At 59.0% G+C, this 20,846-nt stretch carries 9 protein-coding genes and 8 pseudogenes; 7 read left to right on the top strand and 10 right to left on the bottom strand.

The window, feature by feature from the left end; translation table 11 throughout:
• Window positions 1-105 precede the first annotated feature (105 nt).
• The 3 genes and pseudogenes from BRA471DRAFT_RS06870 to BRA471DRAFT_RS39400 all read right to left on the bottom strand — a co-directional run.
• Window positions 106-1,605, bottom strand: coding sequence for a condensation domain-containing protein (locus BRA471DRAFT_RS06870; RefSeq protein WP_007605709.1), 1,500 nt, complete (start codon window positions 1,603-1,605; stop codon window positions 106-108).
• A gap of 1,779 nt (window positions 1,606-3,384) precedes the next feature.
• Window positions 3,385-4,431 carry a 3-hydroxyacyl-CoA dehydrogenase NAD-binding domain-containing protein gene (locus BRA471DRAFT_RS06865; protein WP_231171045.1) on the bottom strand — a complete coding sequence of 349 codons (1,047 nt, stop codon included), beginning with the start codon at window positions 4,429-4,431 and terminating at the stop codon, window positions 3,385-3,387.
• A gap of 964 nt (window positions 4,432-5,395) precedes the next feature.
• A pseudogene (locus BRA471DRAFT_RS39400) lies at window positions 5,396-5,920 on the bottom strand (IS21 family transposase); the annotation flags it as partial.
• Between the two features lie 477 nt (window positions 5,921-6,397).
• On the opposite strand from BRA471DRAFT_RS39400, the gene BRA471DRAFT_RS36285 reads away from it, so the two are divergent.
• The 4 genes and pseudogenes from BRA471DRAFT_RS36285 to BRA471DRAFT_RS06840 all read left to right on the top strand — a co-directional run bounded on the left by BRA471DRAFT_RS36285 (window position 6,398) and on the right by BRA471DRAFT_RS06840 (window position 10,979).
• Window positions 6,398-7,423 carry a nitronate monooxygenase family protein gene (locus BRA471DRAFT_RS36285; RefSeq protein WP_007605707.1) on the top strand — a complete coding sequence of 342 codons (1,026 nt, stop codon included), beginning with the start codon at window positions 6,398-6,400 and terminating at the stop codon, window positions 7,421-7,423.
• 382 nt (window positions 7,424-7,805) lie between these two features.
• A complete protein-coding gene (locus BRA471DRAFT_RS06850) occupies window positions 7,806-8,306 on the top strand; it encodes a hypothetical protein (RefSeq protein WP_035973602.1) in 501 nt (166 codons plus the stop codon).
• Window positions 8,307-8,596: 290 nt separating this feature from the next.
• Complete coding sequence (locus BRA471DRAFT_RS06845) at window positions 8,597-9,769, top strand: acyl-CoA dehydrogenase family protein (RefSeq protein WP_007605702.1); 1,173 nt, start codon at window positions 8,597-8,599, stop codon at window positions 9,767-9,769.
• Between the two features lie 284 nt (window positions 9,770-10,053).
• Window positions 10,054-10,979, top strand: a pseudogene (locus tag BRA471DRAFT_RS06840) (IS630 family transposase).
• Window positions 10,980-11,124: 145 nt separating this feature from the next.
• Here the strand turns inward: BRA471DRAFT_RS06840 and BRA471DRAFT_RS39395 are convergent.
• From BRA471DRAFT_RS39395 to BRA471DRAFT_RS06815, 7 genes and pseudogenes are all read right to left on the bottom strand, one after another.
• Window positions 11,125-11,287, bottom strand: a pseudogene (locus tag BRA471DRAFT_RS39395) (DUF2274 domain-containing protein); the annotation flags it as partial.
• 9 nt (window positions 11,288-11,296) lie between these two features.
• Window positions 11,297-12,242: pseudogene (locus BRA471DRAFT_RS06835) on the bottom strand (conjugal transfer protein TrbE); the annotation flags it as partial.
• 8 nt (window positions 12,243-12,250) lie between these two features.
• Window positions 12,251-12,503 (bottom strand): annotated as a pseudogene (locus tag BRA471DRAFT_RS39390) (conjugal transfer protein).
• Window positions 12,503-12,768 (bottom strand): annotated as a pseudogene (locus BRA471DRAFT_RS36275) (TrbC/VirB2 family protein). The pseudogenes BRA471DRAFT_RS39390 and BRA471DRAFT_RS36275 overlap by 1 nt, the downstream one beginning before the upstream one ends.
• A 46-nt stretch (window positions 12,769-12,814) precedes the next feature.
• Window positions 12,815-13,726: pseudogene (gene trbB / locus BRA471DRAFT_RS06825) on the bottom strand (P-type conjugative transfer ATPase TrbB).
• Between the two features lie 626 nt (window positions 13,727-14,352).
• Entirely contained in the window at window positions 14,353-15,648 is a 1,296-nt protein-coding gene (gene dctA / locus BRA471DRAFT_RS06820; protein ID WP_007605698.1) for a C4-dicarboxylate transporter DctA, read from the bottom strand.
• A gap of 529 nt (window positions 15,649-16,177) precedes the next feature.
• A complete protein-coding gene (locus BRA471DRAFT_RS06815) occupies window positions 16,178-17,404 on the bottom strand; it encodes a TlpA disulfide reductase family protein (RefSeq protein WP_007605697.1) in 1,227 nt (408 codons plus the stop codon).
• A 732-nt stretch (window positions 17,405-18,136) separates the two neighbouring features.
• Here BRA471DRAFT_RS06815 and BRA471DRAFT_RS37965 point away from each other — a divergent pair.
• The 3 genes and pseudogenes from BRA471DRAFT_RS37965 to BRA471DRAFT_RS40165 form a co-directional block, all read left to right on the top strand.
• Entirely contained in the window at window positions 18,137-18,304 is a 168-nt protein-coding gene (locus BRA471DRAFT_RS37965; protein ID WP_157233986.1) for a hypothetical protein, read from the top strand.
• Window positions 18,305-18,473: 169 nt separating this feature from the next.
• Window positions 18,474-18,785 (top strand): IS3 family transposase, encoded by a 312-nt coding sequence (locus BRA471DRAFT_RS06810; protein ID WP_007605696.1) that lies wholly within the window; start codon window positions 18,474-18,476, stop codon window positions 18,783-18,785.
• Window positions 18,786-18,984: 199 nt separating this feature from the next.
• Window positions 18,985-20,237: pseudogene (locus tag BRA471DRAFT_RS40165) on the top strand (IS110 family transposase); the annotation flags it as partial.
• Window positions 20,238-20,846 lie beyond the last annotated feature (609 nt).

Below are 20,846 nucleotides of genomic sequence, written 5' to 3'. Positions count from 1 at the left end.
CGTGACTCCAATTCTGCGGGCAATGATTCAGGTCGGCGAATGGAAGCTGCCGGCGAGTTCACCCGTGCGTTCAGATCGGTCTTGGTTGAATTCTGGTCCTTGTCGTCAATCATGATTGCCTCCGGGTTGCGCTGTGCGTCGATTGGCTCCTGGATACATGGATCGTGCGGATCGGCTTCGCTCACATTCCACACATTCCAAAGATCTTGACATCTCTGCGACGACCAAACTCCGCGTCCGAAAGCCTCGGTCCATCTGGCTCACCGCCTGGTGGAAATTATCCGCAAACCGATCGATTGTGCTCCTCTCAAGCAGTGCCGTCGCGTAAAATAGCCGACCGCGACACTCGGCGTTGACCTCATTAACGTCGAGCGCAAGATCATGCTGCTCGAAGCGGACGCAAGGGTTCACGCATTCGAGTTTCAGCCCCCCTAGCTGCGCCGGCCCGACAACATTGTTTTCACATGCAAACGCTCCCTGGAAGATAGGGCTGTGAGCCAAGGTGCGCGACGAATTGACGAGCTTCAGCATCTGGTCGGAAGGTAGATCTTGGTGCGCCTTCGCCCCCACCGCGGCGGCCTGCCCGCGCTCCACTAAAATCTCCAGCGTTGGATCACTCGACAAATCGATGCGCAGCGCCAAAGGATTCATAAATAGGCCGATCAGCCTTATTTCGGAGTACGCCCGGTTCGCACCCGGCGTGCCGATCACCAACTCATCGCGACACGACAGCCTCGCTAGTACCAACACCGAGGCTGACAGCAGCATCACGAACAAGCTCGTGTTAAGATTTCGGCTCAGCGCTTTGATTTGGTCTGTAAGAACCGGGTGCAGCGTAAACTCGACATCGCCACCGTAGTAGTCCGGCCGGGATGAACGCGGCCGATCCGTGGGCAGCTCCAGCACTGCTGGTGCGCCCACCAGTATCCGGTGCGAGTATTCCGACTGACGCTGCAACGCCTGGCCCGAGAGCCAACGGTGCTGCCAAAGCGCATAGTCCGCATACTGCACCGGCGACACCTTGAATCGAACCGCGCAGTTTTCCCTAATCGCATTATAAAACTCGCTGAGATCCCGCGTGAGGATATTCCTTGACCAAGTGTCCGAGACCATGTGGTGCATAGTAATGGCGAGCGCATGGTCATCCACCGCCAAGCGCACAAGCCGCGCGCGGATCAGCGGACCAAGTTCCAGATCAAATGGCACCTCCACCTCGCGGCGCACGAGCTCGGAGAGCGCGGCCTCCAGGTCTACCGCCCACGTCAGATGATCCCGTCTCAACAGAAGTCCGGTACGCGCCCGACCGACCTTCTGAAATGGCTCGCCGTCCTGCGCGGCGAAGGTGGTGCGCAGCAGTTCATGGTGTGCCACCAGTCCATCGAGAGCCGACTGCAATACAGCCTTATCCAGCTGGCCGCGAAGCCGAAGCATCGTCTGCACGTGACAATCTTCGCTACCGCCCTTCAGACGCGAGACAAACCAAAATTGCTGCTGACGCAGCGACAAGGGCACGCTCGCACGACGCGGTACAGCTGAAATTCCCGGAAGCGCACCTGACTGTATACCGGCGGCCGCGTCGATTTGGATCACCCCGAACACTTTCATGTGAACCTCTGGCCGTTGAGATTGACACTGGTAACGGACTTTCAGCGGGTCTCAGCAATCGGCGTGCCAACAAGGAATTGGACTGACCTGCGTTAAGGGGACAAATCCAGCGCCGCGTAGCAGCACTCTTGTGCCCTAGTCTGTCGGATTCGGAACTTAGATGTCTTGAACTGGACACCGCCCGCTCGGCCGCCTCCTGGCTTTGGCGCCGGCACGCGCTTGCGCCGCTGTATCCAACGGTGATGGCTCTCCAACAATTCGCGCCGCGCGATTCGCCTCGCAAACCAGCATTGCGGCCAAAGGCGCGAGTGTCCCGATCTGCTGATAAGCGAGCTGTCCACGGCTGACAGACGATTCACAATCAGCGCGCCTCTTTGAGGCTACGCCAAAAATCGACCGAATGCTTTCAGCGTGGTCGATAACGAACCATTTGAGCGGCTACTTTGAGACCGAAAGAGGCCGCGGAAGGTGGTTTGGAAAGCAGCGATCGTGCTGCTGGTGAGCGATGGACTTGACGGCGGAGGCTGCGGCGCTTGGCAATAGCCTGTTGCCCATCCTGCACCGACGCCAGGGTGAAGGCCTAGACTGACTGCTGAAGGACGTGACCAGCCGTGCTATCAAGCTGCTGTCCTGAAACGATCAAGGAGCTGGTATCGGATCAGGCCGGAAGAGCTCGCCGGCGAAGGCGATCTTTTCAGACAGCTGAAGAAGGCGTTTCTAGAGCGTGCATTGGGCGTAGGGCTCACGCCCGCATCTAGAAGGGCTGCCGACGTCCGTGGCTCGGGGAAAAGCCGCGACCGCACGAGCACTAAAGCATTGTTGACAGACGAGGGCGAGATCCGGATCGCGTGCCGCGCGGCCGTGCCGGCACCTCCGAACCGATGATCGTTGCCAAGGGCCAACCGCTCCAACACGCTCGACGAAAACATCATCAGTGTTGCATGGGCTGGACATGAGCGGCTGGAGATCCAGGCCTTCTGGCCGGCTGAGCCCCTAGGGCACGACGGATCCCACCTATCTGATCGGCAAACTCAGCCACTCGATCTTCGATGACGCCCGCGAATGCAAAACTGACCTCTGGAATCGATTTATCCGTTGGTCTTCTTCGACACCCCCAGGGTTAAAATCCGGGAGACGGGATCAAGAACGAGGCGGCCCTCGTCATGTTGGGGTGTTACCCCGTCGTGCGATAAACATGTGTTCCGGCTGTGAATCGAGTCGATCGGAGGCGCCGAATTCTGGCTCACGGTTATGAGTGATCTGAGCAAAGGCGGCCATATCCTGATCGCCGCGGTCAACGGCTTGAAGCGCTTCCCGACTCGATCAACAGACAAAACGATGGTTCAGGCCTGCCGTGCATTTGACCCGCAAGGGCATGTGTCCTGAAATCATCGGAAGAAGTGGATCCAGCCCGCGATCAAAGGTGATCTACGAAGTCCGGAATGCCGAAACTCGCTCTGCTCAGGCTCGAGGTTTCAAAGCCGAGTGGGGCCGGCGCTGTTCTTGGCACCGGGCATATGAATGTGTTCCGTTCTTCGCCTTCACTCCAAGATTTCGCAAATGCTCTACGCTACGAATGCCCTCGAGGCGCAGAATCGTTCGGGCGCAAGATGAGCCAGCTTGCGATCGCTTTGGCGAGGGTTTTGCGGAATCAGCGGACTTAACTCGCGGGCGCAATCCGCTAACCCGACGTGCCCAGAGGCGCTCTCTTACACCTGATTCTGACGATACCTCTGCGGCCTTTTTGACCTACCGGGTCGTGAGCTCCTAGACATGCATTCAGATTGAGGTTGTTGGGCAAGTCTCGCCACCGTCGAGCTGGGGCGCGCGGTCGCGCAACCTCTGTTCCCAGTAAGCGATCGTCTCACCCGCGCCGCAGCGCTGTGTTCGCAGCGCCCGCAGCACGGCCACGAGCGCGTCGTTCCTCCTATCTTCGAACTCAGCTACCGTCCAATTGTCCGTCCGTGCATCTGACTGTTCGGCGAGTTTGCACAGGAAGGCATCATTGTGCTCTGGCACATCGGTGAACTTCGTCCACGCTGATCTCAGCTCGGGTTGCCATTTCTCCATCAACTCGCGCATGCCGGTCGCACCCCCGCCGACGCTGAAGGGGCCCAAGACGGCGCGGCGTAGTCCGAATGAATAGCGGATTGCGTCATCGATCTCTTGTGTGGTGGCCACATCGTCGTGCACTAACCATAGTGCTTCGCGCCACAGCGCCTCCTGGAGCCGGTTCGCGATGAACCCATTCACCTCCTTGCGCACCACGAGTGGGTGCATTCCGACGGCCCGGAAGATCTCCGCCGCGCGCTCCAGCGAATCGGGCGTGGTGCTCGCTCCCCCGCAAAGCTCAACGAGCGGAAGCAGATGCACGGGCGTGAACGGGTGCGCGACAAGCAGTCGTTCGGGGTGTCTCACTCCCGCCGCGAGTAAGGACGGCCGTAGCCCTGAGGTCGAAGAGCAGATTAGGACACCAGGTGCCGCTGCTTGACTGGCGGCCGCCAGTAGCTGCTGCTTGAGCTCCAGTTTCTCTGGAGCAGACTCCTGGACGAGCTCTACTCCGTAAACGGCGTCCGCGACCGAGCTTACCGCTGTGAGAGTCCCTTCGACCGGCAAAGAAACCTGCGTCAGCTGCCGGTACACCCGCCGCGCGCTGCATAGCACCTTCTGCACGCGTTCGATGGCAGCATTAGAAGGACCATACAGACGCACGTCGACTCCGTTGAGGATGAACCGTGCGGCCCACCCGCCGCCAATGATCCCGCCTCCCAACAGCCCGACCGCTCGCGGCCGCCTGTCAGACGTTAATATTGTTTTCTCAGACACCAGAATTTTCCTCCTCAGACATAGGCCTTTGGGTGCGGGCCCCTTGCGCCCCTCATCCTCCACCGCATTCCTCCCGTAACCGCACAGGCTATTGACGGTCAGAGAGCGTTCTCATTGCTTCCGTTCCCTGAAGTCTCGATCTGTGCCAATTAGGCAGATCGGGTGTAAGTTTCACTTCATGAGTTTACTCCTTTCGGCTATCGAGGGCGGCCTCAGCACATCCAGGTACCCATCGATTGGATCTCTTGGGAACACCTGGGGCATCGCGCTGGCCCGGGCTCCTCATTCTAGCAATCCGCGTGCCGCACGCGATCCTTGCACGAGACGAGAGAGAACACGTGTAGCTCGCAGCTCGCTCTTGGAATCGCGCTGAGGAGCGGGTGCGGCAGATCCCTTCATCCGTTGGAGTCGCCGACCTATGCCGACGTTGAACACTGCTTGGACGCCCAGCCCTATAGCGGCCACACAGCTGACGCTCTCGAACATCAGTGGCGCGTTCTCCACCCAGTCGTCTAGCCTATTCGGTTCGGTAGTTGCACGAGCGGGGTGGATAATAGCTTGTTTCGCTTTCGGATCCTCCAATCGAAATGCGCTTTAAAGTTGGAAGATAGTGGTGAATGCGGGAGAGTTTTAAGTGACAAGCAATGGAGCCGAAACCGCGGCCCAATCGTACGCTCTTGCCGCCGCCGGGCTGTCCGTACAGGAGCATATGGCGCCCTTGCCGAGCCAACCATCGTCAGCGGAGATCGCGGTCACCTGCGCTTTGGAGATCATCGACACAGCCTCGAACTCGAAGTTGTCCAAGATCTTTCCACGGGGCAGCTGCGCCTCGACGAGATGGCGCTGGACGCGGCGGCGGCCGCGTTCGGCGATCTCGGTCGCTGCCGCGGCACATTAATGGCTAGCAGCCGCAATTCGTTGAGAAACAGATCGAGCCGCGCGGTGTCAACGGTGTTGTTTGTCCTCATGCGGCACCTCCGATCTCGCCGGCACCGACGAGGCACTCATAGATGGCGAGCGGTGCGAACTGCACCGCGACTTGCGGCACACGCGCCAAATCGGGAGCGAACCAAGCAAGCAGCCGGTTGAGCTCGGGCCCTCGGCCAGCAAAAGCTCGGTCGCGAACTCATCGCGAGTTCACCTTCACAGCCGCGGTCATAGCTGATGCGAGCAGACGGAGCATGACCCGGCAGGCTTTGCTGTCCGGCAGCGGTTCGCGCGAGCAATCGAAGTTTCGGCGATAGGCACGCGCGGGAACAGCCGATCACGGTAGACGAGATTGAGGAGCGCCATTGGCTGGCCGCAAGGTATGGACCACGTGCCGATAATCGACGACCTGGCCATGCTTACTGTTGGGATGCAGCCGCCCAAGCGGCCGGGTGGCGAGATGGGTGCCGCCAACGAAGACGTCGAGACGATCGGCGTAGGCGCCCCCAGTTGGGGCCTGATCAAATGCGACGAACACGTTGCGCAAGGTGAAGCCGCCCGCGACGCAACAGCAGCGCATCGGCCATCGCGCGGTTGGGATGTTCAAACCCTTAGTAGGCGGATCCGACGCTCTCCTACTTCCGGCCGTCGAGGTACTGAACGACGCATTGGCGTCTGCGCCAAACCCACGAACTGGGCCAGGTGTTCCTAGTCCGCGGGCGAGCCTGGAGTCACCAGCAGCGCATAAGGCCGTACCAAGCAGTGTTCCGATGGTCGCTCAAGCTCAACCGGCCCAGAGGGATCGGTGATTGCCCTACAATATGCGGCCCCGTCAACTACCAACGTTAGTGATGGAATTAATCCCGTAAGCATGTCACGGATTGTCGCGTCGTTGATCAAGGGTGACTTTGAGGAATTCGCGATGCAAACCGACGATCCTTTCTGGGCGCCGCAAATGCCGAATGCGCATACTCGATAAGCGTTATGATTCCCAAAGACATTTGCTGCGAGCGCGTTCAAGACTAAGGAACTAAATGCCGTGACTGCACTGTTCGAGAGTGACAGACTGCCGGGCGCTCTCTCTTCCCGACTGGCGGTGCCCTTGATCGTCGCGCCCATGGCCAATGTCTCTGGGGTGGACCTTGTGACTACCGTCTGCCGGGCGGGAGCAATCGGCGCGTTTCCGACAGCAAACGCCCGATCCGTTGAGGAGCTTGATTCTTGGCTCGGCCGGATTGAGCATGATCTCGCTCACCTGGATAAGGCTGTCGCGCCGCACTGCCCAACTCTCATGATCCGCCACCCACGATTCAAGGATGATCTTGCCTGTCTCGTACGTCACAAGCCGGACATTGTCATAACTAGTGTGGGATCACCCGCTGCTGCAATCGATGCCTTGCACGAAGTCGACTGTCTCGTGTTCGCGGACATCGCCTCCTTGCACCACGCGGAAAGAGCCATCGAAGCCGGTGCGGACGGTTTGATTTTGCTCGCCGCCGGCGCAGGAGGCCATACCGGGTGGGTCAATTCGTTTGCTTTCGTTCGCGCCGTTCGCGCCATGTTCGATGGTCCGATTGTACTTGCGGGCGGTATTACAGACGGAACTTCGCTAGCGGCAGCGCGCGTGCTTGGGTGTGATCTCGGTTGCATGGGCACTCGCTTCGTAGCCACCTTAGAAAGCATGGCAAGCGATACCTATCGTCAGATGCTACTTGATAGCACCTTTGATGACATTATCTTGACGAGCTCATTTTGGGGACTCCCAGCGAACGTGCTGCGCAGCTCAATCGTAGCGGCGGGTCTCGACCCCGCAGCACTTGACAAGTCAGTGTCCGAGGCGCGAGCAACCCAAACCGGTAAGACCTCTACCGGAGGGGGGCCGCGCTGGAGCAATATTTGGTGCGCCGGCCACTCCGTTTCTGGCGTGCACTCCATCCTCGCTGCTGCTGAGCTTGTGAAAGAGATCGCAGGAGAATACGAAGCGGTGTCAACGGGCGCCGCTTGCACTCGCAATCGGCCAGCACGACCACTTCCCAATCAGCGGAATTGGTCGGGAGCCGAGTGAACCTGATGATCTCGGTCAGGCGGGGAACGGAACCTCACGACCGCCTACGGCGGTTGCGCGGTCGGCCGCGATGTCTCGGTCGAGCGCATTCCGGAAGGCGGGGTCGGAGATTCAGCGCGGTATTTTTGGACGCGGTGCGGCGTCCCTGAGAGGCTGATCGATGCATAAAGTGGAACGCGTTCCGCGCCCGAACTTGCACGCTGTTTGTGCTGGCCGACAGGCAGCCGTTGCAGTCGCGCATCAACTGAATGGAGCTCCGCCGGCAAGAATTGGCCGGTGCCGCTCAACAGAGGCGACGTTGCCGACTGCAAGTCCTACCATTCAGCAGCCGACCTGCCCGCTTTGCCTGAGGCCGCTTGGGTCAGCATCAACCCGGCACCTGATGGTTGAGCAGGTCAAGATACGGGCAACGAGCGGCGCCGGCGAGGCCTTGTGCCATCGGCCAGCTTCCTCGAAGCTGCAGGCCATGCCAATCATTGTATCGGGTGCCTTCGAATTCGACATGCTGGCGCTTGAGCTTCCGCGTTCGGACTGCTGCTCAAACCGCGTGCGGTTACCGACCGCTTGCGCACTCAAGTCGGCCCTCAAGATGTGCAAAGTGCTGGTTGCAGTCGCTTCCTCGCTGCCCAAGAAAATGCCGGACGAGTACTCAACCGACCTGATAGGGCGGCGCATCACGCCGCCGTTCGGTATATCAGAAGGAATGAGCGCAGTTCAAACGTCGGTAATTTATCGCAAGAGATGTATCAAGCCGCAGACGCAGCCCGCCATGGCCGCGGGTACATCCAAGGGCGAACCTGTGACGCTAGGTAACGATCAGACCACGGCTGGGTTGATGAACGCCATCCTTCCCGTGTCGAACGTAAGCGCACTAGCAATGTAGTTGGGGCGTGATGCCGTGCCGGGCGCTGGGCTGTGCGCTGAGATAAAATGAAACAAACATCGGAGCTCGCGGCTGTCGCTATGGAGTCCTCGGTGCAACGACCTTGGGTAAGAGGACGCTGCACAACCGCTGCCGCTGTCGTGCTGAGGTTTGACAACGGCTGAGAATCCCGAGGAGCACACGCAATTCGGCAGCAGCAGATCATCAACCTGGGGCTCGGCGCCCGAAGGTGACATACGGTCGAGGCACAACCATTCACCTTAGACAATCCGTCCACAGGAACGAAAATCATGATCGATTTTTCACTCAGCGACGAACAGCATATGGTCCGGACCTCCATCCGCGCGTTCATTGACAAAGAGATCATTCCCCTTGAGGCCCAGGTTCTCCGCAATGAGCGCCAAGGCGGTCGTGGTCTCGAACCCGGTCAGCTGCGAGACCTACAGCTGAAAGGAAAGAGCGCCGGTTTTTGGGGCATCACCACCCCGAAGCAGTACGGCGGCAGCGGACTCGGAGCGATCATGAACTCCATCGTCTATATCGAAAACGGACGCACTTTCGTTCCGTTCAGGTTCGGCGGATCAGCTGACAACATCCTGTTCTCCGGCACGGAGGACCAGAAGCAGGAATATCTCCTCCCAACCATCAATGGCGAGCGAGTCGGCTGCTTCGCGATTACCGAGCCTGATGCCGGCTCGGACGCCACGGCAATTCGCACGCGGGCTGTGCGCGACGGCGACGACTGGATCCTCAACGGCGAGAAGACGTTCGTCTCAGGCGGAAGCGAGGCCGACTTCGTGATACTGTTCGCCGTCACCGATCCGAACAAGGGCGCCTCGGGCGGCATTACCTGCTTCCTCGTTGACCGCAACATGGGTTGGCGTTCTCAACCCATCCCGACAATGGGCCAATGGAGCGCGGCATCGCTCGTTTTCGAGGACGTCCGAGTTCCAAATCGGAACATCCTTGGCGAACTGGGATGGGGCTTTAAGCTGGCGATGGAATGGATTGGCGCCAGTCGCTACGAGATCCCGTCAGTGGCCGTGGGCGCATCGGAGCGCCTGCTCGAGATGGCGATCGAATACTCCAAGCACCGCGTATCCATGGGACACCCTATCGCGGAATACCAGGCCATCCAATGGCAGATTGCCGATTCACACGTCGAAATCGAGGCCGTGAAATACCTGACGCTCCTCGCGGCATGGCAAGCGGAAAACGGACATGACGCGCGGCACGCATCCTCGATCGCAAAACTGACCGGATCGATTACGGCTAACAAGGTCGTTGATCGTGTCATGCAGATCCACGGCGCGATGGGCTACAGCAAGGAGCTACCGATCGAACGGTGGTACCGCAATCTACGTGTGTACCGCATTTACGACGGTTCTGACGAGATCCAGCGACGCACGATCGCGCGAAACCTTTTCAGAGGTCACGCCAAGCTCGGCGTGATCGGCGCCTAAATAGCGCGGCAAATCGGCCGGCGAGATAGGAGCCATACTCAGCATCTCCGAGCGAACCGTGGGCTTCACTTCGATACACCAGCACGAAGCTCGAAGTTAGCTCGCTTCGCGATTCATCGTCCTGTCGGCGCCTTCCGAGATTCTGATTCGGCTGGGTCATCATCGACCTTATCAGGATGAACACAGAGATCTGTCTAAATCAGTGCTGCTAACTAGGCTGAATCGATTTGAAATTCTCAATCAGTCTGTTTCTGAATCACCATGCTGGCTGGGCGGAGGCTAGCATGGATGGCAAGCCTTATTCTCTCAATCTGCGCGAGCGCGTGGTGGCGGCGATTGAGTGCGGAATGTCCCGCAACAAGGCCGCCAAGCAGTTTGGAGTAGCGATCAGCACAGCGATCGGCTGGATGAAGCGGGTCGATGAGACCGGCAGCGTTGCTCGCCAGATGGGCGGTCACAAGCCGAAGGCGGTTTCGGGAGACGACGCGGTCTGGCTGTCGCAACGGATCAAGGACGGCCGCGGGCTTGTTGCCGAACTTGCCGGTCGCGGCCTGAAGGTCGACTATCACTCGGTGTGGGACTTCGTGCATGCCGAGAAGTTCAGCTTCAAAAAAAGCTTGGTGGCTGGCGAGCGCGATCGTCCCGACGTGGCACGGCGGCCAGCCCAGTGGGCAAAGTACCAAGGTCGCGTCAAAGCTGAGCGGCTGGTCTTCATCAACGAGACCTGGACCCGGACAGACATGGCGCCCTTGCGGGGATGGGCCCCGCGCGGGCACAGACTCAGCGCCAAGGTTCCTCACGGCCGCTGGAAAACCATGACCTGCGTGGCGGCCCTGCGCCATGACCGGATCGATGCGCCATGGTTCATCGACGGACGAATCGATGGCGTGAGTTTCCGGATCTATGTCGAGACGGTTTTCCTGCCGAGCCTTCGTCCGGGCGATATCGTCGTCCTGGACAATCTCGGCAGCCACAAAAGCAAAGCGGTGCGCCAGCTCATCCGCTCCGCCGGAGCCAAGCTGTTCTTGTGCCCAAATACTCACCCGACCTGAACCGATTGAACGGGTCTTTGCCAAACTTAAACAGCTGCTTCCGCAAGGCAGCCGCACGAACCGTCCATTCGGTTTGCGCTGCCATCGGCGAACTCCTTGACGCCTCCACCCCCGAAGAATGCGCCAACTATCTCAAAAACTCAGGGTATCGAAGCTAATGCCATCACGCTTTCGAATCCGAGATGGAGATCGATCATGCGGTCTTGCCTATCGCGAGCTGCGTGAGGGTGCCGCAGCGAATCGGCATACTGGCGAACGTTAAACTCCTGCCCTGACCGCGTTCCTCAAGTTGTTCTCCGACCGCTATCCATCACCTCCGCTCGGTTGACGCGTCCGTCGAGCATTCCGGAAATTTCTGTCGGCTGCCATGAACCGATCCCCGACCGGTTGGCCCTGTCTCTTTTGCGAGGATATCGGCGTGGGCTACGAGATCGCGGTGGATGCTCGCCGGCAGTTTGTGCGTGAGGCCTCACCGATCTGATCCGAGCGCGCTATCTGCATCAATCGCCTTGTTGTGAGCATCACTATCGAGAAGACTTGAAGCCTCATTCGTCATCACCTCCTTCAGGATCGCGGCGATCGACTTCCGCTTGGCGAACCATTGCCGTCGGGTCCGAGTCAGGAGCCTTAAAGCATCCGCTTTGTCGAGCATGATGGGCCCGGGTCGACCAGCGATATGGAAAAGGCAACCGATTGAGGTCGTCGAGAATCCCGGGAGTGGTCGCGGTCGGAAAGCCCACGATCGTCAGAACGCGCAGATGCGCCTCGCCCAGCATCGGATCGAGCCCACCCGTGAGCGGCTGTTAGGCAAGTAGCGCGTTGAGATACATGGGGATCTCAGGGACACGAACCCGATGCCGCCGGGTCGAGATCGTCGAGTGCAGGTAGGTCTGCGTTGCCTCATCATCGAGCCAGCTGCATTCCGGCATAAACACTTCCACAAGCTGCGAGACGCGGTTGGTCCGGTCGATGAAGCCGCCCAGCACCTCTCGTGCATCCGCGGCGCCCGTGCGATAACTGCCCGCGTGGCGCCCCCCTCCGCCGGCGGTAAATAAAGAAAAGTCAGGTAGCGCTTCATTCAAAATGAGCACCCGCCTCTTCAAATTGCGCTTTCCGCTCAGCGTCGACCGGGCTTGACGCCGCATTCGGAACAGTACTCGCAGGATAAAGCCTGGCCGAATGACGCTGCGCCTGGACGAAAATGGCCCAGCCAGAGCCTAGCCGCCGGAGCGCATTGTGGAGTCGCCCGGCGACGGCGACGAGTTCAGCCGGAACAGCACTATCTAGATCTGGTCCAGGAACCTTGCCGTCCGGCGAAACGAGCCATCCTTGTTGAGAATGATGCCCTCATCCACCGGGGCCGCCCAAGGCAGGAAGTCGGGAAGACGTGAGTTTGAACGGCGATATTCGGCAAGATTCATAGGCGTCTCTAGGAGCTGAGGTGGCTTGGAATGCGAACGTGCCGGCGCACGACTTCCACGAAATCAGGATCGCGTTTTGCGGCCCAGACGTCGGCCACGTGGCCGATGAGCCAGAAAAGAAGGCCGGAAACCCACAGGCGCAGCCCAAAACCGAGTGCAGCCGCTATCGTGTCGCCACCGCGCGCGGCGCACCGCCATCAGGATCGGTTCGGTGAGCGCACGTTGCACGGGCGCGACAAAGCCTGCGGTAGGCTCCTCCATCAGATCACCACGCAGCCGCCGAAGGAGAAGAAGGACAGAAAGAAGCTTGATGCCGCAAAGGCAATGGACAGACCGAAAACGATCTGAACCAGGCGACGAATGCTACGAGACGTGTCGCCAAAGCGAGCGATACGATGACAATGATGACGGCGATAATCTTGGCGGCGGGACCCTCGACCGACTGCAAAATCTGATTGAGCGGCTGCTCCCACGGCATGTTTGAGCCAGCGGCCCAAACCGGGAGACTGCTCAGCCAAAGGGCCACATGGCCGTGGCCGGAATGCTGGCGCGGCGGAGAAATGAAGGCATCGTCATGACCGGTCTCCAATTGCAGAAAGGCTGTAATCACCTGATGCTCCTAAGCCTGTTAACGAGGGCGAGCTCGCTCAAGCGGCGCTCGGCGCCGCGGCCGCTGAGCACCGCGATCACGTTGATTTTTTCGGCGATAAGCGGACGCGGGACTGTGACAACAGCTTCTTGGACGAGCTGCTCAAGACGACGCAACGCCCCGAGCGCCGTTCTGGCATGGATCGTACCGATTCCGCCAGGATGTCCTGTGCCCCAAGCCTCGAGCAAATTGGGCGCTTCGGCTCCGCGCACGTCACCGATGGGAATTCGATCGGGGCTCAGACGGAGCGACGAACGGACCAGGTCGGAGAGCGAGATCAAGCCGTCCTTCGTGCGGAGCGCCAGAGGTTTGGCGCCAAGCACTGAAGCTCACGCGTAGCTTCGATGAGACCGACCCGATCAGTCGTTTTAGCGACCTTGGCGAGAAGGGCATTGGTCAGTGTCGTCTTGCCGGTCTGGGTGCCGCCGGCGACCAGAATGTTGTCGCGCGCGCGAACTGCATCCCTCAATGCACCGGGCTAATCCGGCGGTATGATGCCGACCGCGACGTAATCCTCGAGGCTGAACACGGCAACCGCCGGCTTTCGGATCGCGCGCGGCAACGACCGGCGGCAGCAGCCCCTCGAATCGCTCTCCCGTCTCGGGCAGCTCGGCAGAAATCCTTGGGCTCCCCGGATGAACCTCGGCACACACGTAGTGACCCACCACGCGGATAATTCGCTCTCCATCAGAGGGGATATATTCTCGCCAGTATCCGTAAGCACGCTCGACAGTCGGTCGATCCACTATCGGCCATCGTGATTGAGCATCACCTCGACGGTTGCCGGATCTTCCAAATATCCTGCGATCGCACGCCCCAGCGCGGTACGCAGCATACGCGCTGCGCGCAAGTTCGCTTCTGAATCAAAAGAATGGATCGCCACGATTGCCCCCACGCCGAGGCAATAAAAGCTAGGTCTTAGATTACCGCAACAAAGGGAATGTGCCGTTCGTAGCCTAGCGTAGAAGAAGACGTATTTGAAAAGAGCTGGCTTGACACGCCGACCCGCCGACGGCGAGGCGAGAAATCAGCAATGACTGATGACCCGCTTTTACGATTTTTACGCCTCTCGCGGTAACGACCTTTGCTCAGGCTTGTTGCTTCTCCTGAACCACTGTCGTTCGCCCACGTGGGCATCGATTGAGATCCCACCCGCAATCTTTTGAGGAAGCTTAGCCCGCAAACACCCACGTCGAAAGGCTGGTCTGGTACACCACCGCAAGCGTAGTAACACCTGCACCATTTCCCCAGAATCAGGCAGGCCCACTACTGCACGAAATTGTCAACGCAATATGCAGGAGTTCAAATAGTGAGTTTCTGGTCCGCAATTGCAATAAGCTCGGAAAATCTCAACGGCTTTTGCTAGCTTTCCCGGACCGGATTGAACAGCGACTCTTCTGGCCCGAAGCATTCTGTAGGCGACGGCATTGGCCGTCGCAGGGCCGAGCTGAGCTCGCGCATCTACTTGAGTTGCGCGTGTAGCGAAACATGGTCGAGTTCGCCTTCCCACCAAGACACAAATACCGCGGCAATACCGTTCCCGATAATGTTCGTAAGCGCGCGCACCTCGCTCATAAACTTGTCGATCGAGAATACGATCGCAATGCCTGGGACAAGCTCAGGACTGACCACCGTCAACGTTGCGGCCAGGGTGACGAAGCCAGCACCGGTAACACCGCTTGCGCCCTTCGAGGTGAGCATTGCCACAATGAGTATCGTGAGCTGCTGGCCGAAGTTGAGATCGACCCCGAGCGCCTGCGCGATGAACAACGTCGCCAACGTCATGTAAATGTTGGTGCCATCCAAATTGAAAGAGTATCCTGTCGGCACCACCAGGCCAACGACCGCCTTCGAACAGCCGAGCCGTTCCAGTTTTTCCATCAACTGCGGCAGCGCGCTTTCGGACGACGATGTTCCGAGCACGATCAGCAGCTCATCCTTGATGTACCTGATGAACTTTAGAATAGAAAAGCCTACCAACCGCGCGATCAGGCCAAGCACAATGATCACGAAGAGCCCGGCTGTCACATAAAACAGGGCAACCAATCCGAGGAGTTTACCGAGCGCGGACGGTCCGAATTCGCCGATAGTGTAGGCCATGGCGCCGAACGCCCCGATTGGCGCTGCCTTCATTACGATCCTAATGACTCCAAACACCGCTTGTGCAGCATCGTCAACCAGACCGCGCATCCGCTCACCCCCCTCCCCAAGCGCCATCAGCGAGAACCCGAATAGGATGGCAAACAGTAGCACCTGGAGCACGTCACCTCGGGCCAAGGCGCCAACTACACTATCCGGAATGATATTGAGGAGGAAATCGACCGTCTTCTGCGCTTCCGCCGTCTTAACGTAGTTGGCTACGGCCGCGGCATCCCCCTTGGGAGCGAGCCCATGACCGACCTGAGCGAGATTGCCCATCAAAAGACCCAGGACGAGCGCGAAGGTTGATACGATCTCGAAGTAAAGTAGCGCCTTGACGCCGACTCGGCCGACCTTTCGTGCATCCTGAACATGCGCAATTCCGGAGACAACAGTGCAGAAGATGATCGGTGCGATCACCATCTTGATCAGCTTGATGAACCCATCACCAAGCGCTTTGACCCAGCTACTCGTCCCCACAACGGGCCATAGCCAGCCAACGAGAATGCCAATCAGGATCGCTATGAGTACCTGGACGTAAAGCACTTTGTACCAGGGCCCAGATTTCCGGAACAGGGCGGCGGCTTTGACAGAGCGGCGCTGGCGCTGATTGTACATCATGCTCGACCCGGCGCCGTGCTCGCAAAGAGGCCGCTCAATGAAGGTACAGCTTCGCTCAGTGTTCCTTCACTGGCGGGCGCAGGGGAATCTGACGGCTCCGAACAGCACAGTCCAGAGCCACGGACTGGCGCCTCTCCCGAATCGGCTTGCCCTCCAAGCAGAACGAAGTTCTGAACCGCTTCCGAGAGCAGCGATAGAAAGTTGAGAAAGCTTCCTTGAGAGCTGGAAAGCATCAGCGTCACCACCCATTTCTATCTTTTTAGTTGTTCGAAGATGCCATCCAGCATCTTCTAGGACGCCAATCTTAGCAGCCGCCGACCACTCTTCACTTCAGCAGGCACTCTCACCGCTATCGCGTCGGAGCGCGACCAACCTTTAGGAAACATTCGCCATAAAGAACTTATGGTGGTGCGGCCTCGCCTGCGTTCACCGGCTCGCGCCTCCTGTCCTCACTTCATGTGAATGCCCCGACATTCCCAAGAGGCTTCGATTTCGATCGCAAAAACCACGAGGCCGAAAAGACATGTCAAGCATTGCTCACGCCGCCTCCCTTGGCGATCTCGGTTCCGGTTTTTTCGAGAGCCGTGTTTTGCGGGGCTGAACAGCACTCCTCGTAAGAGAGCTTCTCACTCCTGTAGCTCGCCAAAGCCTGGAGATAGCACTGCACGACGTCCCGTTTCGCTAGATCCGAGGCAGGCGCTGCATCCAGCCACTTCAGCGCCACCTCGACCAATTCGATCGCGCGGTCCCTCTTACCGGTCTCGTAATAGTACTGAGCGACCGCCCCGTACGACAGGAACTTCGCGCCGTCGCTGCCTCGGGGCGGATTCGCCGTCAGGATGTGTTCGGAGAGCTCCTTGCCCATGGCAAAGCGCTCCGCATGTGGAAAATCGGAGTAGTCTTTCGCGGGGTCGAACAGTTGGCGGATCGCGACGCTCATCCAAACCACGGACTTCTTCTCGATCGCGTCGCGAACTAATTCGCGCAACACCGGCAGGCCAGCCCCCAGGTCGTGTATCTTGTGAAGCAACAATTCCGCGTGAAGCCCACGGAAGGTGACCTCGTCCGGCATCGCCGCGAGGGCCTCCTCGATAGCTGAAAGGGCTGTCGGCCAATCCTTTCTCTTCATGGCGGGCTCAAGTCTGGCAAAGATCGGCTCCACCAGAGCTCTCTTCTGCGATAGTTCACGCTTTCGGCGTCGGCCCGTGTTTATCCTTTCCGCATCCAGCGCTTTGGCGTCATCGCTCATTGCCCAGGATCCGTTCAGAATTTTGGGCAAGGCATGATCGAGCTGCGTCGGATGGCCAATGAAGGCGATGTGGCCGTCACGGTCAACGACGAATGACGTGGGAATCCCGACAGAAAAGCTTGGATCCAGCCAAAGCTTGTTCATTTCGCCGGCGTAGTCGAATGCGATCGCGTAGTTCAGATTTGACAAGCTTTTTGTCAACCAGGCGTCCAAGCTGGCTCGCGCTTCATTTTCCGTCGAAGCTTGTTCGTGAGCCGCGATGCCCACCACCTCAACTCCGTTGTTCCTGTATTTGTCTTGCAGGACCACCAGATTTGGCATCGAGGCGATACATGGTCCGCACCACGTCGCCCAAAATTCGAGGATATATACTTTCCCACGTTCGAACTTTCTAACGGGCTGGCCGCGTAGCCAGTTCTCGATTTTGATCGAGGGGGCCCGCGAACCGACGCTCAGCAGGTTCGCCGCACCGACTTGACTTGCGCTCTCAGTCAGACTGGTCATTGCTCAAGCTCGCTTTACCTGGCTCTGCGGAGAAAATAGCAAGTCGCATGCCAGCCAGCGCTCATTGAAATTACGCATTTTTGTATCGTTCCTGTCGAGCTCGCGACGCATGTCGCATATCCGACCAGCTGCTTGGAGCTTCTCAGGCAATCAGTCGGTTGGAGGTTCTTGACGCGCCTGTTGACCGACGAGGCGGGAAGTCAGCCAGCACAAGGTCGAGTTCACCAGTCCACGTCCTGATCGGCTTCCAGGATGACCATTTCGGCGCTCGGGATCACGACGTGAACTGACCTGCTTTGGCCCGTCGACTTGCGCTTGCGTGCGATCTGATATTTCTAATATAACTTTTTGAGCCAAGGGGGATTGAGGGATAGTGTCCTTCCTTCCGGCCATTGCTCGAGAATTCACCCCGTCCCGTACCGGACGAGGAAAGCCCACCCGAAATGCAGAAGTTGAGCACCTGCTCATTCCGATCGATGGCCGCGTAAACAAAAGCATCCATAGGCGGCCCGATCCAGGAAGCGCTCAAGAGCCGCCTGGGCGACGACGCTCTCGCGCATCCCCGGGCGGTCAGCAAAATGCTGTCTGAAACTTGAACCGCTATCTTTCTGGTCCGCGGAGCTTCGCTTGGGCTCAGCTGCGCGTCCACCTCAGCTTCATTCCGACTTGAGCTCGGTTTTTTGCGGCGCTCGGCGCCAATCTGCATACTCCAGCTTGCTTCTCTGCGAAAGCATGATGGAGCTGCTGGCGTCGATCGCGCCGCGCTTTCTCAACCACTTTGCATTCGAAACGTTTCCAACGATCACGGGCAACACACTGCAGCCCTTCGATAAAGGCTGGGCCTTCGAACAGCCTTGGTACCAATGCGGTGGAAAAACCCTGCACATAGGAGAACTATAGTGGACAGGCTAAAGCGCATAACTGAACTCGTCGCTGAAAAAACATCGATAGATAACGAGCTTAAAAGCTGAAGGAGCAGATCACTCAGGAGACTGCGGCACTCAAGAAACTGAACCTCCTCCGAATGGGTGGACACCTGTAGTAGGCTCGTTGAGCCCGGAGGTGTCGAATGGAACGTCAACGTCGGTCGTTTACTGAGGAGTACAAGCGCCAGGCCGCCGAACTGGTGGTGTCGAGCGGTCGCTCGATCGGGGCGGTTGCCAAGGAGCTCGGTCTGCGCGACTCGGTATTGCGACGCTGGGTAGATAAGCTCCGGCAGGAGCCGGCATCGGCGGCGTGGCACTCCACCACGCAGGCGACGCCGATGTCGGCGGACCAGGCTTCGGAGATCTCCCGCCTGCGCCAGGAGAACGAGCGGCTGCGTATGGAGCGCGACATTCTAAAAAACTGTCCAGAGCCGTTGCACGCCTGCGCGGGGTAGAAACGACCTTGTGCTATTCTCTGCGGCAGGGAGGGTAGCGGCCGTCAGCTTATTGGAGGCGCAATCCCCGTTAAAAAACGTGGTCCATGGGTTCATGCGGGCTTGAGAGTGGTGACGCCGCTCCGGCGACGATCCCGATTAGGAAGATGACGATTGGCATAACCCAGACCCTCCTGCTCACGATTGAAGGGAGGATGCTATGCCCAAGACGACGACTGATAACCGCCCGGAGTTGAAGCCGGTCAACTCTGGTGCCGCAGCCATCGACATTGGTTCGAAGATGCACATGGCCGCGGTGAACCCGGCCAGCGTGGACATCCCGGTGCGCACGTTCGGGACGTTCACTTCAGACCTGCATGATCTGGCGGACTGGTTTAAGGCTTGCGGCGTGACCAGTGTTGCGATGGAATCGACTGGGGTCTACTGGATCCCGGTCTACGAGATCCTAGAGCAGCGCGGCTTTGATGTCATTCTGGTCAATGCGCGGTACGCCAAGAACGTGCCCGGACGCAAAACCGATGTGAGTGATGCCGCGTGGTTGCGCCAGCTTCATGCCTACGGCCTGTTACGTGTCAGCTTCCGACCTGATACCGAGATTGCGACCCTGCGGCCTATCTGCGCCAGCGGGAGCGGCTTGTGGAATATGCTGCCGCCCACATCCAGCATATGCAGAAGGCCCTGATGGAGATGAACCTCCAACTCCATCATGTCGTCTCGGATATCACCGGTGCGACGGGCATGCGGATCATTCGCGCCATTGTTGGAGGCGAGCGCAATCCCGACGTGTTGGCAACCTACCGGGACGTCCGGTGCCATTCTTCGACTGAGACAATCCGCGCAGCATTGGTTGGCAACGACCGGGAGGAACATGTCTTCGCCCTGACTCAATCGTTGGAACTTTACGACACCTATCAGGCAAAGATGTTGGATTGCGACCGCGAACTCGAAGTCCTAATCGCAGGGCTGAGCCCCAAAACGGAAAAACCTGTCGCAAAGCTATCCAGAGCACGCATCAAGACCAAGCAGGTCAACGCGCCCACCTTCGATGTCAGAGCCGCGCTGTACGGCGTGGTCGGCGTTGATTTGACTGAGATCCATGGGTTGGGTCCGTCACTCGCATTGAAGCTCATCGGCGAGTGCGGGACGGACCTGAAGGCATGGCCAAGCGCTAAGCACTTCACCTCCTGGCTCTGCCTCGCACCTGGCAACAAGGTCTCTGGTGGTAAGGTACTGTCCTCGCGTACACGGAGGTCCTCCAGTCGAGCAGCCGCGCTGTTGCGGCTGGCAGCCACTACGGTTGGGCGAAGCGATACGGCGCTCGGGGCATTCTATCGTCGGCTGTCCTCACGTGCGGGCAAGGCGAAGGCCGTGACGGCGACCGCTCGCAAGATCGCGGTCCTATTTTACAACACCCTTCGGCACGGGATGAGCTACAAGGATCCGGGCGCGGACCTGCTTTGGGGCAACCCTCGACAGTCGTCGCGAGCGTTGCTCCGAAGCCTCTGGCCAGATGGTCGGACGGGGCCCAGTCCGCGGAGTTTTCAAGCAGGCGTTCTCCGACCATCCAAGCAGATGTGACTGTGACCGGCTCGATAGAGCCCAGAGCGCCTCTCACACCCTCGCCGGACACAACGCCGACGACGATTGAGGGGTGGACCATTCTAGATGTTCGAGGTGGGACGGCGGTTCTCGCTGGGCCTGCTGGCGTTCGGATCGGAATGCGCGGCGACACAGTCCTCGGCATTGGGCGCATCGACTCTATCGTGCGTTGGGGCAACCGCTGGATAGTGGCGACGGATAGCGGATTGATCACGACGCCATGAATGCCGCGCGGATCGTGCGTTCGTCTACAGCGTATGCGGCGTTTTGAGTTCGTTGCTAGGAGGCCAGCCTTCGTCGCTGGGATTGGTCGGACGACTGTTTTGCTCGTTCAGCCGCTCCTCCGGTGGAAACCTTCGATCTCGCCGATCGATAGGGAGCCGAGAGCAGCATCAGGAAAAGCGCCCTGGCTGCTTTGTATCTGGCGGCGGCTCTGCTGGTCTCCCGTCCTGACATCACGGT

Source organism: Bradyrhizobium sp. WSM471 (assembly GCF_000244915.1).
Classification (GTDB): Bacteria; Pseudomonadota; Alphaproteobacteria; order Rhizobiales; family Xanthobacteraceae; genus Bradyrhizobium.
This window is presented reverse-complemented; position numbering and strand designations above follow the sequence as displayed.

Coding starts and splice junctions, on each gene's coding strand:
- BRA471DRAFT_RS06810 (WP_007605696.1), top strand. CDS start 18,474: ATGGAACGTCAACGTCGGTCGTTTACTGAGGAGTACAAGCGCCAGGCC.
- dctA (WP_007605698.1), bottom strand. CDS start 15,648: ATGTACAATCAGCGCCAGCGCCGCTCTGTCAAAGCCGCCGCCCTGTTC.
- BRA471DRAFT_RS37965 (WP_157233986.1), top strand. CDS start 18,137: ATGATGGAGCTGCTGGCGTCGATCGCGCCGCGCTTTCTCAACCACTTT.
- BRA471DRAFT_RS06815 (WP_007605697.1), bottom strand. CDS start 17,404: ATGACCAGTCTGACTGAGAGCGCAAGTCAAGTCGGTGCGGCGAACCTG.
- BRA471DRAFT_RS06845 (WP_007605702.1), top strand. CDS start 8,597: ATGATCGATTTTTCACTCAGCGACGAACAGCATATGGTCCGGACCTCC.
- BRA471DRAFT_RS06850 (WP_035973602.1), top strand. CDS start 7,806: ATGGTTGAGCAGGTCAAGATACGGGCAACGAGCGGCGCCGGCGAGGCC.
- BRA471DRAFT_RS06870 (WP_007605709.1), bottom strand. CDS start 1,605: ATGAAAGTGTTCGGGGTGATCCAAATCGACGCGGCCGCCGGTATACAG.